At 56.7% G+C, this 14,817-nt stretch carries 16 protein-coding genes and 1 pseudogene; 13 read left to right on the top strand and 4 right to left on the bottom strand.

Annotated features, from left to right (window positions below; translation table 11 throughout):
* The first annotated feature begins 36 nt into the window (after window positions 1-36).
* From ASD31_RS11730 to ASD31_RS25940, 4 genes are all read left to right on the top strand, one after another.
* Window positions 37-1,041: an extracellular solute-binding protein gene (locus ASD31_RS11730; protein WP_244483829.1), complete on the top strand. Its 1,005-nt coding sequence runs from the start codon at window positions 37-39 to the stop codon at window positions 1,039-1,041.
* A 93-nt stretch (window positions 1,042-1,134) separates the two neighbouring features.
* Window positions 1,135-1,845, top strand: a complete 711-nt coding sequence (locus ASD31_RS11725; RefSeq protein WP_056333407.1) for a winged helix-turn-helix transcriptional regulator — start codon at window positions 1,135-1,137, stop codon at window positions 1,843-1,845.
* Window positions 1,846-1,948: 103 nt separating this feature from the next.
* Window positions 1,949-3,199 (top strand): aminotransferase class I/II-fold pyridoxal phosphate-dependent enzyme, encoded by a 1,251-nt coding sequence (locus tag ASD31_RS11720; protein WP_056333403.1) that lies wholly within the window; start codon window positions 1,949-1,951, stop codon window positions 3,197-3,199.
* Window positions 3,200-3,243: 44 nt separating this feature from the next.
* Window positions 3,244-3,561: a hypothetical protein gene (locus ASD31_RS25940; protein WP_156392619.1), complete on the top strand. Its 318-nt coding sequence runs from the start codon at window positions 3,244-3,246 to the stop codon at window positions 3,559-3,561.
* A gap of 10 nt (window positions 3,562-3,571) precedes the next feature.
* On the opposite strand, the gene ASD31_RS11715 is transcribed toward ASD31_RS25940, so the two are convergent.
* The 4 genes from ASD31_RS11715 to ASD31_RS11700 form a co-directional block, all read right to left on the bottom strand.
* Complete coding sequence (locus ASD31_RS11715) at window positions 3,572-4,051, bottom strand: helix-turn-helix domain-containing protein (protein WP_056333400.1); 480 nt, start codon at window positions 4,049-4,051, stop codon at window positions 3,572-3,574.
* A 113-nt stretch (window positions 4,052-4,164) separates the two neighbouring features.
* The gene (locus ASD31_RS25460; protein ID WP_244483828.1) at window positions 4,165-4,716 is read right to left on the bottom strand and encodes a hypothetical protein; all 552 of its coding nucleotides are present in this window, start codon (window positions 4,714-4,716) and stop codon (window positions 4,165-4,167) included.
* A 37-nt stretch (window positions 4,717-4,753) separates the two neighbouring features.
* Entirely contained in the window at window positions 4,754-5,422 is a 669-nt protein-coding gene (locus tag ASD31_RS11710; RefSeq protein WP_156392618.1) for a thermonuclease family protein, read from the bottom strand.
* A gap of 496 nt (window positions 5,423-5,918) precedes the next feature.
* Complete coding sequence (locus ASD31_RS11700) at window positions 5,919-6,551, bottom strand: hypothetical protein (protein WP_244483827.1); 633 nt, start codon at window positions 6,549-6,551, stop codon at window positions 5,919-5,921.
* 165 nt (window positions 6,552-6,716) lie between these two features.
* Here ASD31_RS11700 and ASD31_RS25455 point away from each other — a divergent pair, with 165 nt between their 5' ends.
* From ASD31_RS25455 to ASD31_RS11650, 9 genes and pseudogenes are all read left to right on the top strand, one after another.
* Window positions 6,717-7,601, top strand: coding sequence for a lytic transglycosylase domain-containing protein (locus ASD31_RS25455; protein WP_082520536.1), 885 nt, complete (start codon window positions 6,717-6,719; stop codon window positions 7,599-7,601).
* A gap of 16 nt (window positions 7,602-7,617) precedes the next feature.
* Entirely contained in the window at window positions 7,618-7,956 is a 339-nt protein-coding gene (locus ASD31_RS11690; RefSeq protein ID WP_056333393.1) for a TrbC/VirB2 family protein, read from the top strand.
* 2 nt (window positions 7,957-7,958) lie between these two features.
* The gene (locus ASD31_RS11685) at window positions 7,959-8,258 is read left to right on the top strand and encodes a type IV secretion system protein VirB3 (protein ID WP_082520535.1); all 300 of its coding nucleotides are present in this window, start codon (window positions 7,959-7,961) and stop codon (window positions 8,256-8,258) included.
* 5 nt (window positions 8,259-8,263) lie between these two features.
* On the top strand, window positions 8,264-10,675 hold the full coding sequence (locus ASD31_RS11680) for a VirB4 family type IV secretion/conjugal transfer ATPase (protein WP_056333390.1): 2,412 nt from the start codon (window positions 8,264-8,266) through the stop codon (window positions 10,673-10,675).
* Window positions 10,672-11,754: a lytic transglycosylase domain-containing protein gene (locus ASD31_RS11675; RefSeq protein ID WP_156392617.1), complete on the top strand. Its 1,083-nt coding sequence runs from the start codon at window positions 10,672-10,674 to the stop codon at window positions 11,752-11,754. Before ASD31_RS11680 ends, ASD31_RS11675 begins: the two co-directional genes overlap by 4 nt.
* A gap of 10 nt (window positions 11,755-11,764) precedes the next feature.
* The gene (locus tag ASD31_RS11670; RefSeq protein WP_056333387.1) at window positions 11,765-12,466 is read left to right on the top strand and encodes a type IV secretion system protein; all 702 of its coding nucleotides are present in this window, start codon (window positions 11,765-11,767) and stop codon (window positions 12,464-12,466) included.
* Window positions 12,467-12,676: 210 nt separating this feature from the next.
* Window positions 12,677-13,699, top strand: a complete 1,023-nt coding sequence (locus tag ASD31_RS11660) for a type IV secretion system protein (protein WP_056333374.1) — start codon at window positions 12,677-12,679, stop codon at window positions 13,697-13,699.
* Between the two features lie 39 nt (window positions 13,700-13,738).
* The gene (locus ASD31_RS11655) at window positions 13,739-14,434 is read left to right on the top strand and encodes a virB8 family protein (protein ID WP_056333371.1); all 696 of its coding nucleotides are present in this window, start codon (window positions 13,739-13,741) and stop codon (window positions 14,432-14,434) included.
* Window positions 14,434-14,703: pseudogene (locus ASD31_RS11650) on the top strand (TrbG/VirB9 family P-type conjugative transfer protein); the annotation flags it as partial. The gene ASD31_RS11655 and the pseudogene ASD31_RS11650, both read left to right, overlap by 1 nt.
* Between the last annotated feature and the right edge of the window lie 114 nt (window positions 14,704-14,817).

Below are 14,817 nucleotides of genomic sequence, written 5' to 3'. Positions count from 1 at the left end.
AATCTGGCATGCCTTATTGTTGTCGCCGCCCTGTTCATGCCCGCACGTTTAGCGGCGGCTCAGGATCAGATCGTCATCGCCTCAACCGGCGGCGCCTATGACCGCGCCCTGAAGGAGGCTTGGTTCGATCCCTTCACAAAGGAAACGGGCATAGCGGTCACTATCGTTTCGGCAACAAATGCCGAAATGCGCGCCAAGGCCGCAGCGATGGTCAAGTCGAACAATGTCAGTTGGGACCTTTATCTCGAGGGAGAAATCCAGGCGGCATCGGACGCGCATCGCGAGGTCACCGAAGACCTCACTGCGTTCTGCGAACGCTTTTCGACAAAGACGGATCTCGTCAGCAACGCATGCCAGGCCGGAGGAGCGCTCCTGCAATCAACTGCAACACTGCTGGTCTATAGAGAAAAGGACGAGCAGCAAGAGACGCCCGCAACATGGGCGGATATGTGGGATACGGTTAAATTCCCCGGCGGCAGGGCATTTCCCAACTTTGACGATCCCTGGCGCGTCCTCGCCGCAGCCCTGTTGGCCGACGGCGTGAAGAAAGACGAGCTTTTCCCGCTTGATGTGGATCGAGCATTCTGCAAGCTCGATGAAATCCGTGGCGACGTCACACTTTGGTGGAAGACGGGTGATCAGAGCGTGCAAGGCTTCCGCAACGGGGAGTATGACGTCGGCCAGATCTGGCTGACGAGGGCGAGAGCTATGAAAAATGAAGGATTGCCGATCGGCTGGTCCTACAAGGCGTCATTTCTGGTTGGGGACAGGATTGCCCTCATCAAGGGCGCGCCCAACCGGGAAAATGCGCTGAAGCTCGTGGAGTTTTGGCTCGACAATCCCGTCGTCCAGGCGAAGGCTTGCGACATTCTTTCCTGCACGCCGCCGAGTACGCAGGCGATCGCGCTGATGTCGGACCAGGCGCGCGAGTCGATGCCTACCACGGAAGAGATCAAAGACAGTGTGATCATCCCTGATGCGACCTGGATCAACGCGAACGCCCCGCTGCTACTAAAGCGCTGGAACGAGTGGGTGCGCTAGTGCCACAGGCACACGGGCGATCTACCCGACTGGTTTATCGGCATCCAGCCCAATTAGTCGGTTCGATCGCCACGCTTGAAAAGGATCATCTCTATGACCGACCTCGTACTGATTCATTCCAAGGATCCAGATTTTTACATGCTCATGAGCCACATTCTCGCAGCTGCGGGGTACAGAACCGCGTTGGCTGAGGATCTTGCCACCATTTCAGGATTTGAGTTACCAGCCATTATCGCTGTTCTGGTCGATACCAGCGACGATATCGATGAGGTCACGGCGTTCTGCGATGCGTTGAAGGCAAACGTATCGACCGCGCGTTTGCCTCTCCTTGCGCTGATTCGAGCGCGCCACGAGCAAAACTACCTTCGCCTTTTAAAGGCGGGCATCGATGAGGGCTTTGTGCGGCCCGTTTCGCCAGAAAGAATACTCTCCTACCTGCGGGCTATTTCACCTTCCAGCTCCAACTCCGGCCTATCCCCGACATCGCTTCGCCCGGTCCTTCGTTTTGGGGATTTGGAAGTGGATGAGCAAACCAGGCTTGTCAGATGCAACGCGAGCAGCGCGCAACTCAGTCCGATCGAGTTCCGGTTGTTAAAGCCGTTACTCGAAATCCCTGGGCGCGTGCTTTCACGCGACGATCTGATCGATATGGCCTGGCCGGCCAAACATCACGTCAATGCGCGCACCGTCGATGTTCATATTGCAAAACTTCGCCGCGTGCTGGAGAAGATCATTGGACGGCCTGTCATCCGTACGATCCGGTCAAATGGATATGTGGCGGATCTCGCCGAGGATAACCGCTAGACCCGTACCGTTTGATTATTCTTGAATTTTCCTTCACGGAAGCTTCGTTGTCATTCTTATTCTCCCATGGCCTTCTCTAGCATGGATAGCCAAGGAGAGTGTTATGGCGGTGATACCCGGATCATCAACAGGCGGCGGGCCAACCCACTTTCGCAACACCGCTGCCATGATAAATGCGGCGGCGCCGAACTTCGAGGCGGCCCACTATCAAGGCATTATGGCGATCTACGCGACGCCGCTTAGCGCCCGCAACGTACAGTTGGGTCCTGATGGTCCGAAGGTGGTGGATTTCGTCCGGTGCTCCTATCTCGGTCTCGATAATCACCCCGACATCGTTGCTGGCGCAATAAAAGCAGTCCAGGATTCCGGTACCTTGCATTGGTCCTGTGCGCGAACCCGCCTCAATTTCGGCATACTCGGAGAGCTCGAAGACAATCTTTCCGACTTGTTTCGCGCGCGCGTGCTGACATTCACGACGGTGCTGGCTGCAAACATGAGTGCTTTGCCGCTGCTTGCCTCAGGGCATCTGACGGGAGGTCACAAGCCGCTTGTCGTTTTCGACCGCCTTGCCCATGCGACACTTGCACATCACAAGGCGGCCGTCGCGGCGGAAACGGGGGTGGAAACAATCCGTCACAATGACCTTACGGCGCTTGAGGCACTATGCCGCTCTCACAAGACCGTTGCCTATGTTTGTGATGGTGCCTATTCGATGGGCGGAGGCGCTCCGATCGCCGAACTGCGGATGCTTCAACAAAAATACGGTTTATTCCTCTACATCGATGATGCGCACGGAATTTCCATTCTCGGGGAGAATGGCGCGGGCTTTGCCCGGTCCGTGTTCAACGAAATTGGAGAGCGTACTATCGTCGCCGCATCGCTTGGCAAGGGTTTTGGTGCATCCGGTGGTATTCTGATGCTTGGAAGCGCCGCCCAGGAACTCCTGTTCAGACGGTTCGCAATCGCTCATGCGTTCTCGGCGTCCATGAACACAGCAGCGATTGGGGCGGCCAAGGCGTCGGCGCGCATCCACCGGACAAAGGAACTGGTCGATCGGCAAGGCGCGCTCAGGCGAAATCTTGAACTACTGGATCGACTTCTGCCATCGCACGTCATGACCAAGGAACTTCCTATTCGAACGATCCGATTGGGTGACGAGCTACTTTCAGTCGCAGCAGCAAGGGAACTGCTTCAGCTGGGTTTTTACACCTCGGCAATTTTCTTTCCGACTGTGCCGCGCGGGGAAGCGGGTTTACGGATCTGCTTAACCGCCTCGCATACTGAGCGTCAGATCACGGAGTTGGCCGCAGCCATCAGTCGGATGAAGGAAGAGTTTCGCCAGACGACCGTCTAAGCGATAAGGGGCCAGAGAGCGAGGTGCAATGCGTGGCTCATAACTTGAACAAGGATGATCCGTCGGGAAGCTGTTCGTGCGAGGAACTGCTCCGGCTAACGACACATCATGCGAGAATTGTCGGTCTGGTGGGAATTCTCCGACAGCAAAACACCAACAGTATTCCAGGCTACGGTAGTCTCACGCAGGTCGTCGCCGAGGAAGAAATGATCCGCGAGAAAATCATCAATTACCGACCAGCTTCAGCCGGTGGCGCATCGATCAAGTTAATGTATTTGGTTCATTTCCTGGCACGCACGAAAAGCTCCTTCGACGCTGAAACGATGGCGAGCATTCTTGAATCCGTCAATGACTTTCGGTGAACCGAAATCGTCATTCGGTAGGCTTAGTAGCTCCATTTTGAAGAACAGAGACCGTTTCAAGAAGCGTGACGATCGATGACATTGTCTCGAAGGGAAGATCCTCCAAAAACTTGATCATACGAAATCGCGTCTCCGCTTCTTCCTGCGTCGTACCCCACAAGTGTGGAGCAGCGGAGAACAGCATTGTAAGCGGTGAGACCCCAAGAACTTCACTTAAGTGAATCAGCCTGCTGACGTGCATCTTGGAGGAGTTGCGCTCATATCGGCCGTAAACTTGCTCGCTCAACCCGACGAGCGTTGCAAGGTCAGCCCTGCTGAGATTTTTGTCCTGGCGACAAGCCCTTAGCGCCTCACCGATTTTTGTATCGAGATCTTCGAACGTTGAGGTCCCGTCGAGGCCCTCCCGTCGGTAGAGAGGTTTCTCGTTTTCGGGATCTGACGTCTTTACCAGACCCAACTCGGCTATGTGATTATTCAGTTTCGTCGTCATACTCATTCATCCAAGCGGCAATCCACCCGTCATACATTATCATGTAGTTGGATGGCTACGCACTTCCACAGACTAGCTGGTGCGAAGAGCAATGCTCTATCGGAGCCAACCCGTCACGGTTGCAGACTGAACCAGTAGCGGTCGTGCTCCCCCGTAGCGTCATCGCGGATATCGAAATAATAGGGATCGGTGCGCAAGGGGCGCCGTTTGTATTCTCGATAAATGCAGGAGTTGTTCCCGGAGAAAATCCGTGTGACGCCATCTTTCGTCGTCTCACGGCGACGTCCGCCTAAATTCCCAAAATGACTGTATCTGCTTTTGCATCTCTTCACTGTGCGCGCGCATTGTGACGGCTCTTGCGGCCGTATCCGATCCTGCGGTGCTCTTGCGTTGGCCGGATTCCACCCGGGCGGGCACTCGGCGTATTTCTCATAGCCGGGCTCGCCGGCCCCACCTTCCGGGCAGGTGGGCCAGGAAAATCCCGGGCTCTTCATCGCCGATATCAGCTTTTCCATAGGCGGATGGCAGCTCTCGACACTGTGCCAGGACGGATTGGCGGATGCGGCACAAAGCAGAACCTCACAGCCCCATTCACCGGCTTTCGCAGTCCCTGCCATGCAATGAGGGAAAAGAACTGAGAACACGAATAGGAAGATGTATTTCACGGCGATCACCCTGCATTGTTATTGGCTGAAGAAGGAACTACCGGTCACGACGCGACGGTTGACGTCGAGCGTCCGCAAACGGCGGAGAGACCTCGCTTCGGCGCTCGGAAAGAAGATTGAGGTCAGCTATCGGCCGGCGCCCCAAAGTCTTGTCGATGGCCTTGCGGCGCCATTCGGACATGTCGAGCACATAAGTTGCCCACATGCCGTAACGGGCCGCGACGGCATGGCTCTGGGCTTCAAAATACCGATTGTCGCGCGGCAATGGTGTGGCGAGCCTTGCCCATCCAACGCGCAGCATTTCGTAGGCGAGATCGCGACCGGCGACTTTGCAGGTGCCCGTCGCAGCAGTCATGGAATCTTGTGCTGCAAGCGTACATCTTACCACTCGGTCGCCAATGGTACGCTTCAACCAGGCTTTCGCAAAACTGCCACAAGGCACTGGGTATAAAGCATTTTCTTTATCCGCCACTCGCGGATCAAAAGCCCATTGCGGGAGATCACAGCTGTCGATTTGCCTGAGCGTCACAAGCATGCGGCGACTGGCAAACCACAATGTGCGTCCGTCGATGACGGCAACCCGCCCGCTTACGATCCTCGGGGCGGGCGTCAATTTCACCACGACGTCGCCGGTTAGATCGGCCGCTTCGCCCTGGGCCAAAGGAATGAGCAACGCCGAAACAGCGAAGAGTGACTTCCAAGTCATGAGGGAATCCCTTTATTTCTTCGCGCCACGGGCGGACAGATCGCCGATAGCGCATCAATGAGCCGCAGCCTCTATCTGGCCTCGTCCCTCCCTGACCAAGGTTTCATAGGGAGCATGGAGGGGCATTCGACTTTCAGGTCCATGGAAGCCATGACCCCGGTTGTCATGCTCATGGCAAAATCACGTTGTCCGCGCCGGGCGCGTCGAACACGAGTGGAGGGCAGCTGGTTTTTCCCCGGCCAAGCGGGTGCAGACGATCCGTATCTTGACGCGCTGCCCGTGTTGTGGGCGACCCTGTAATCGTTCATGGTTCTTGGTCGTTCGAGGCAGAGGCATTTCCCTTTAAGGCCGCGCCGTGGAAGAGGAGTGCATTTCCCATACAGTCGGTGGCGTCTCGCGTCCGAAAAAACGGTTCCGTTTCGCAAGTCTGGGATAACAGACGGATGCCGTCTTGAAGCCGGCCATGGCGAGACCGCGCGACCCCGCGCTTGCCCCCTCACTGGACTTTGATCCTGGCGTCGGCCCACATTCCGAAGCCATTTCTTCCTATTCTTTCAGCCTCCGCGAGGTCCGGCCGCTTCAAGGTGCCATCCGTTCTCTTCGACAGCCTAAGGGCTCCAAGCGAAACAAGCCGCTCCTCGATATTATCAACCGCGTCGAGGGAGCCCGGGTAATAGTAATATCCAAAGCAGGTCGCATCTTGCTGACGCGCGTTTTGTTCGGTCAGGAATGCGCGACAAAAGATGACCTTGGCCGATCCCAGCAAGATTTCGAGTTGCTCGCGGGCATAGTCACCGCAGTGACCCGCGTAACCCTCCCTCCGATTGACCATCTCACCCCGGCAGGGTTCCAGCCCATAAAGGTGCAGGTCAAGAGAGGCGTCGACCTCGATATCGACCGGGGACTTCGAACGGAACCCGTTTGGCGACGCGAAGCCCTTCCGATCCACGACGTTTCCGTCTGAATCGTAGTACTCCACAACAAGAACGGCCTTTCCGGGGGCTGCCAACGATTTGACATAGGCCGCATCGACGGCGCCACCAGCCCATGCCTGGGCGGCACACAGAATGGCTGGAAGAGCCAAGCCTGCCCGACGGCCGGCAATCCTTGTTACCAATGATGTTATCATCCCCTCAGTCTCCTTTTTTCATTTTTAGGGGTTTCCGACCCGTGATTTTCGTTATACACATGAACACAGTCAGTAACAATTTAAAAGAAGTTTCACGGAGCATAGCGGAAAAAATTTCGCGGTGCGAAGCGCTTTATCATTAAAGAAGCGGATTCGGAGGCTGGCATGAGTCTGGCGAAGACAATGATCTTGAGCGCATCGCTTGGATTTTCCTTCTTGGCAAAGAGCGCCTACTGCTTTGATAATACTAGATTTTCCCGAGTAGTTTCGCCAACTCACACGGCGGGACCGTGGCTGGCCGGTAGCCAATCCTCGATGTCAGTCGATGATTTTTCGCTCAACCGCTCCGGCAAGATCGAAACATCGTCTCATGCAGAAGAATTGAACAACGATGTATCATTTCCTGTCGCCCCGACAACTGCACATCAAACGAAGTCCGCAGATATCATGGCCCATGAAGGGGTAAAGGAAATGAACACATCATATTCAATTTTTGCCGGGTCGGAGGAACCAGCAGCCGCGTGTGGACCGTCACCGATGACGCCTGCGGAGATCGAGAAACTGGTTGGCAGCACGGCCGAGGCCTATGATGTCGATCCACGATTTGCCAAGGCGATCACCTGGGTCGAAACCCGGTTCGATCGCGCCCGAAACAGTCCCAAGGGCGCGCGCGGGCCGATGCAGCTCATGCCGGAAACTGCTTTGCAGCTTGGTGTCGATGATGTCTGCGACCCTGTCTCCAATATCGATGGCGGGGTCCGCCGCCTGAAAGCGCTCCTTGATGAATTCCAGAACCCCTTGCTGGCTGCAGCGGCCTATAACGCCGGAAGTAGAGCCATCTACGATCATGGCGGCATTCCCGCTTATGGCGAGACCATCCGCTATGTGGCGTCCGTCATAAACCATCAGCTGGGTCTGCCCGCTCAGCCTGTCGGGGCCAAAGCCCACGCCACGGTGTCCAAAGACAATTCTTCAATGTCCAATGAAGAGACCAATGGCGTGTTCGGTGCCAAGGGCAGCCGGTTCGTCAACGGCGTCATGCATTTTTGAACGTGAGGAGACGTAAATGAACATCCTTCTTTCGCCCCTGCCGTCCAGGGTCATTCGGACCCTGGTCATTGCGTCGTTGGTGACCGCATCCCAGCTTATCACAGCCGACATTGCTGTAGCGCAGGCCACCAATCAGGCATTCGCGCCACTCCAGACGGTCGTCCAGGCTGTCGTCGATTTCATCACCGGTCCGTTTGGACGCCTGGTCGCCATCATTGCCGTTATCGGCCTCGGCTTCCTCGCGTTTGCAGGGCGACTGAGCTGGTTTACAGCAGGCGCGGTCGTGCTGGGGATCGGCCTTGTGTTCGGCGCGCCGGCTATTGTCGATCAACTCATGGCAACCGTGGGGAACTGAGCATGGCTGATTTTAAAGACGACAAGCCAGCCATGACACCGCTGATCATCGGCCTGACACGCCCGCCGACCTTGTGGGGTGTTCCCTATATGGCGATCGTTGTGACAATTGGTATGACGATCATCGGTTGGCTTACGACAAACTCGGTCTGGGCTCTCCTCATCGCTCCGACCGTCTATCTCGTTCTCTTCACGCTTTGCACCTGGGACAGCCGGATCCTCGACGTGTTGCAGGTGATCACGCGCATGACCCCCAAAACACCGAACAAGGCGTTTTGGGGGTCCAACTCGTACGGGCTGTGACAGATATGCTGAAGCTCATTCGCGAAGAACTTGGATTTGGAGCCGCTCTTGCCCGCGAGCGTCCAATGTCCAGGCATATCCCCTATCTGCGACACGTCTCCGACACTGTCGTGAAGCTGGACAGTGGCGCCCTCCTCTCGGTGATCCGCCTCAACGGGCTGTTCTTCCAGACAGAGGATCAGGCCGCGCTCAACATGCGATCCCTTGTCCAGAACACGATGATCCGGGCGCTTGGATCCAGTCGCTTTTCGTTGTGGTCCACCGTGATCAGGAGGCAGGTCGACACTGATCTCGCGGGGAGATTCGATGATCCGTTCTGTGATCTTCTCAATCGTCGATATATGGCACAGCTGGCCGAAAAGCGCATGTTCACCAACGATATCTACCTCAGCGTGATGCGCGCCGGCATGAGGGGCGCTCTTGCGGCAGGCGATAAAGCACGACGGATTTTCGACCATAGGACGGGCGAAGGTGCGGGCGATCAATTGCGGGAGACCGTGGGCGAGCTTGAAGAACTTGTCAGCAATATCTGCCGCGACTTGCAGATCTACGGTGCTCGCCCGCTTGGCATGACTTACCGCCAGGACGAGCCGTACTCAGAACCCTGCGAATTCATTTCCACGATTTTAAACTGCGGCATTCCGCGCAGGATGCGCTTGCCGCGAATGAGCATCGCAAATTACGTCGGACGATCGCGGTTACATTTCTCCAGGCGGACCATGCAGGCTCAGGCGCCGACGAAAGCCAACGATCGCTTTGGCGCAATGCTTTCCATCAAGGAGTACCCGCCATTCACGGGACCTGGCATGCTGGATGGTCTCCTACAGGTCAATCATGAATTCATCCTGACGCAATCGTTCACCATCACCGATAAACCGATCGCGCAGGAGCGGATTTCGCGGCTGAGGCGCCAGATAGCTGCATCGGACGAGGCCGGAAGCGATGTCGAGACCGACATTGATTTCGCACTCAATAGCCTCGTGAACCAGGAGGCGGTGTTTGGTCTGCACCATATGACCTTGCTTTGCCTGTCGCGCGACCTGGATGGCATCAACAAGGCTGTCTCCGATCTCGGCGCCTGTCTGACCGAGATGAACATCAACTGGTTGCGCGAAGATCTCAATCTCGAGGCGAGCTTCTGGGCGCAGTTGCCTGGCAATCACGCTTACATCGCCCGAACAGCGATGCTTTCCAGTGCAAACTATGCCGGTCTCTCTTCGATGCATAATTTCGCTGCAGGTCAGGCCGACGGCGCTCACTGGGGAACGCCGGTCACGATCCTCGAAACCACCAGCCAGACACCATACTGGTTCAATTTTCATCGTCGAGACATCGGACATTTTCTGGTGACCGGCCCGACAGGCTCAGGCAAGACTGTTGCACTCACGTTCCTGCTTGCCCAGGCCTTCCGGGTTCAGCCGACGCCAAAGGCGGTATTCTTCGACAAGGACCGCGGCGGCGAGATCTTCATGCGCGCGATGGACGGTCGCTACGAGGTTCTGACACCGGGCACATCAACGGGTTTCAATCCGCTACAACTGGAAAATTCAGGCCCGAACCGGGCGTTTCTCGTGCGATTGTTAAAGGCGATGCTTCGTCGTGGCGAGAACGGCAATTTCGACCAGGAAGAGGAAGACGTTCTCGAGCGCGCATTGCTGAGGCTGATGAAGGAGCCGGCGACGCAGCGCAACCTTGCAAACCTCTCAGGTCTCCTGATCGGCCGGTCACGTGCCGGTCCCAACGATTTGAATGCACGCCTGCGGCCCTGGATCGAAGGCGAAAAATCCTGGCTCTTTAACGCGCCACACGATGTGCTCTCCCTATCCCATGGTCGCATCTTCGGGTTTGACATGACGAGCATCCTTGACGACGAGGAGCTGCGCACGCCGGCGCTGATGTATATTTTCCATCGGCTGGACGAGCTTCTCGATGGCAGTCCGGTGATGATTTTCATGGATGAGGGCTGGCGGCTTTTGCGCGATAGCACCTTTAGCGATTTCATCGTCGACAAGATGAAGACGATCCGGAAACAGAACGGCATCGTCGGTTTCGGAACCCAGTCGGCAGCCGATATTGCCCGTGCTCCTTCCTCGCACACCTTGATCGAACAATCCGCGACCCACATTCATTTTCCCAATCCGCGCGCAGACGAGGAAAGCTACATCAAACGCTTTGGTCTGACCGTGAAGGAATTCAACTTCATCCGGACGACACCACCCGAAAAGCGTAGCTTCCTCATCAAGCACGGCACCGACAGTGTTATTGCGAGGCTCGATCTCAGCACCATGCCGGACATGATCAAGGTGCTGTCCGGACGCAAGGAGAGCATCGAGGAGTGCGCACGCTTGCGGCAAGATCTGGGCGACGATCCATCCGCCTGGCTTGCGCCGTTTTGCGGGTGGGAGGCATGGCCATGACACGGTTTGTCCTTTCGCCGCTTGTAATCGCCACCCTGGTCGCGCCGACCTGCGTGCGTGCAGATGTGCCGGTTACGGATAAAACCGTGCTCGAGCAGGATTTGGCGCGCGGCGAAACCACGCGAGACATAGAAGCGGCAGACCAGGACCGTCACACGGTCAACACCTCCGTCACATGTTCGATGTACCGGCCGTCACGCCGAAACGATCCGGTTGGAGCCGCCGAGCAGAATTCGGCAATTTCAGGTCTGGTGCGCCGCGTCGCCCGTGAGGAGCGGGTCGACGAGAACGAGTTCCTGGCGCTTATCTATCAGGAGAGCCGGTTCAATCCTTGTGCCAAATCGGGTGCCGGAGCCACAGGCCTTGCTCAGCTGATGCCCGCGACAGCCGCGGACTTGGGCGTGAACGAGAATAACATCGAGGAAAATCTCAAGGGCGGCGCCCGCTACTACAAGCAGCAACTGCAGCGCTATCGCGGCAATGTGACCCTGGCGCTTGCCGCCTACAATTCCGGTCCTGCCAATGTCGACAAATATGGCGGCATTCCACCATTCAAGGAAACACAGACCTATGTCCGAAACATCACCCGGGACTGGCTGCCCGCCTTCGGCGGTTCCGACAAGTCGGCTATTCCGCTCAACTACGGCGCTGGCACGGCAGCCTATACCGGCATGCGCGACAGCAGCTTGACGGCTATGGGCGCGACGACAGCGATCACCGACAGTCTTGCCAATGTCGGGAGCTGGTACCAAGAACTGGCCGCTATCCCGACCGGCACCATTCAAGACAGCTGGGATCACAACTCCACCGCGCGTAATGCCAGGCTGGAAATGATGAATAGCGTCATCATATTGGGCACGGCCATGGCCGACCTTGTGAATTCTCGCAATGCGGTGGCAGCCTCCAGTCTCTCCAGTTCCCAGCGATCGATGCAGGGTGACGGCGGTGAAGACAAGCTCCGCGAAACATCCCGGTTCTGCGATCCGACGCATTCCCTCGGGTGGAATCCCGAGAAGAAGGCGTGTGTCAAAAAACGAGAAGATCCATCAAAGGTGCAGTTGTTGCTGCGACCAAAATAAGGAGCCTGTCATGAAGCTTGTTCTGATCACCACCGCAATTGTCGTCCTGCCAATCGCTGCAGCGCTTGCCGATGTACCGGTCATCGACAAGAAGAACTACGAGATCGCCAAGGAGACGGCCGACACGACCGACAGGATCCTTGAGACCAACAACAACATCCTGACGACGGTCGAGGATACTTTGAAGGCCGTGACCGGCGATCGCAGCAGCAATGCACAGCCTCTGAAGAACCTGGCGATCGGCCAGGGATTTAGCGTGTCGTCACTACCATCTCTTGACGGCATGTTGAAGAACGGCGTGCCCAATTTCGGCAATCTGAACGGTGATGTTTCCAAGCTCGCCACCACATTCATCAACAGTCTCCAATTGGTCAAATCCCTTTCGGGCGAGGCAAACAGCAGCTTTTCCGGCGACAAGTCGTACCAGCAGCTGGTCAAGACCGTGCTCGGCGTGTCGGCCCTGATCGGCGGCGCCCGGCAAGCGACCGTCACCCGGCGCAGTGCATTTGAAGCAGCGGGGCAGCAAATTGGCAAGGCCGGGGATATCAAGGGCTCGATCGACCAGAACACCCAGCTGCAGGTACAGTCCGGCCTGACGCTCAACGAATTGATCGGGGTTATGAACGGCGCGGTGTCGTCGCTGCAAGCCGAGAACCAGCGTCGCCTCACCGACATTTCCAACAGCAAAAAGCTGCTTACCTATGAGGACTGACCTCATGGGGGCGTTCTTTCGAATGGACATATTGCTCATGCTGGCTCTTCTGACGGGTTGCGCAGCGGTCAAGGAAAAGACAGCCCCTTGCAAGCGCCCGACGGCGCTTACCGCCTATGCCGATGATCCACGTCGAGCCTGTGGGAGAATGCACGCGGTGAACGGTCCCTCGAGCGCTTTTGCGGCGGCTGGGATAATCGAGGAGCGATCGTGGAAGACTTTTTAGGCGATCTTCTTCAGCGCGTCGAGGATTCCGGAACGGCGTTTTCGCAAAAGGCTTACGGCGTCGTCGGCCAGGAGATCCTTCCGCTCCTGCAGATCATGCTCGTCTGCTACGTCGCCTATTATGGAGTGCAGCTATTTCTCGGCACCGCGCGGATCAGTGTCTCGGAGATCATCGGCCGCACCGCGCGAATGATGGTTGTCCTGGCCCTGGTCAGCTCTTGGGAGAATTTCAATAACTTGTTCTATCAATGGATCAACGACACGCCGGAGGACGTCGGCCGCGCCATTCTGGCCGCTTCCGGGACCGGCATTACGGAGCCCACGAACGGAATGTCGCAGATCTGGCAGACGGCCAATGAGGCGGCCTCCATATTCGCCGAACAATCCGGGTATTTCTCCATTCTTCCAAGCATGGTCGGAGTTGTCATTCTGGTCGGCGCCGCCATTTTTATTGCCATCGCCCTGGCGATCCTCATTCTCGCCAAGGTGATGCTGTGGGTTCTCGTTGGAACGGCGCCGATTTTCATCGCTTGCATGCTGTTTGAAAGAACACGCGGTTATGGCGTCGGCTGGTTCAATCAGGTGCTGACCTACGCACTCATCCCATTGTTCATCTATGTCGTTGCGTCGTTCCTCATCGCCGCGATGGATCCCGAGCTTACGAAAATCAATGCGGCCAGCGGCACCAGAACCCTTTCCCTCGCCGACGTCGCTGCGTTCTTTCTGCTCTGCGTGGCTGGCGCATTTGTCATGCTCTACATCCACTCGATCGGTCAGGGCATCGCCGGCGGCATAGCGGCTGGCGTCGGATCCTTTGGAACCACGCTCGCAAGAAAGGTTGGCGTGACAATGCCGACCTCTACTGCCCGTGGCGCCAATTCCGGCGGTCGGGCGACTTACAGAGCGGCCCGCGCCCTTAAGGCTCCGCGAAACCGCGAGGGTGACGGCGATTCCCGCGCCAGGGCGGCGATGCAAACGAAAATTTCCCAGCACAGCGCGCCTGCCTAGGCGGCGCGAATGTAACGACGTTCGAAAGGCATGACGGGAATGGAAAATACGAATGACGAAAGGCTACGAACCTATTATCAGACCGGCGATATCTGGGAACAGGAGATCATCAAGAAGGCGAAACGATCCCGGACACTCGCCTGGTTTGTGACGACGATATTCGGCGCTACCACTTTGGTGAGCCTCACGAGCCTTGCCATGCTCGTGCCATTGAAGAGCTTTGAGCCTTACATCGTCGAAGTCGACAAGAGCACCGGCTATATCGAAGTGAAATCCGGTCTTACGCGCCCCACCAATCTGACCGAGCAGAAGGCCATCACCCAGGCAAATATCGTTCGTTACATTCGCTCTCGCGAAGGGTACGATCCCTATGCCATCGAAGAGAATTTCGGCATAGCCGCCTTACTATCGACCGGCAAGGCCGCACGCGAACTGCAGGACCTGTATAGCGCTGCGAACCCCAGGAACCCGGCAAAAATATATGGGCGGAGCACACGGGTGATGACCGAAATCGCCTCGGTGACATTCCCAAATGCCAGCACCGGATTTGTGCGTTTCAGCACTGTCGAGCAATCTGAAACCGACTCCATTGCCCGGCACTGGATAGCCGTTGTTCGCTATCGATATACGGACACGCCCGCCACCAATGAGTGGCGTTTCGAAAACCCCCTCGGCTTCCAGGTCTATGATTATCGCCGTGATCAGGAAACCGTAACCGAAAGGGGGCCCTTATGATGCGATCTATCCCGATGCTGGTCGCACTGACGCTCGGCTTGTTATCAGACGCGCGTGCCGCTCAGACGCCGGCATCCGGCGGGCTCGACCCAAGGATCACCAGTGTGGTCTATCAGCGCAACAACGTGGTGCGCGTGTTTGCGACATACGGGATTTCGACAATGATCATATTCGACGAGGGTGAGACATTCGAGACCGTGGCCTTAGGCGATACCGAGAGCTGGGATGTGGTGCCAACCGACAAAGGTAACATTCTCTTCGTCAAACCTAGGTCCTGTTGACAAAGTGGGTTTGCAAATCACCTGAAGCATGATTCAACGCTGTCTTTTAGGAGGCTGCTTTGGCTCGTGGTGATCTTTCGGATGTCGAATGGCGGATTATTG

This window comes from Rhizobium sp. Root482, from assembly GCF_001426565.1.
In the GTDB taxonomy this organism is placed as follows: domain Bacteria; phylum Pseudomonadota; class Alphaproteobacteria; order Rhizobiales; family Rhizobiaceae; genus Pararhizobium.
The sequence above is the reverse complement of the archived record's forward strand: the minus strand, read 5'-3'. Positions and strand labels throughout refer to the sequence as shown.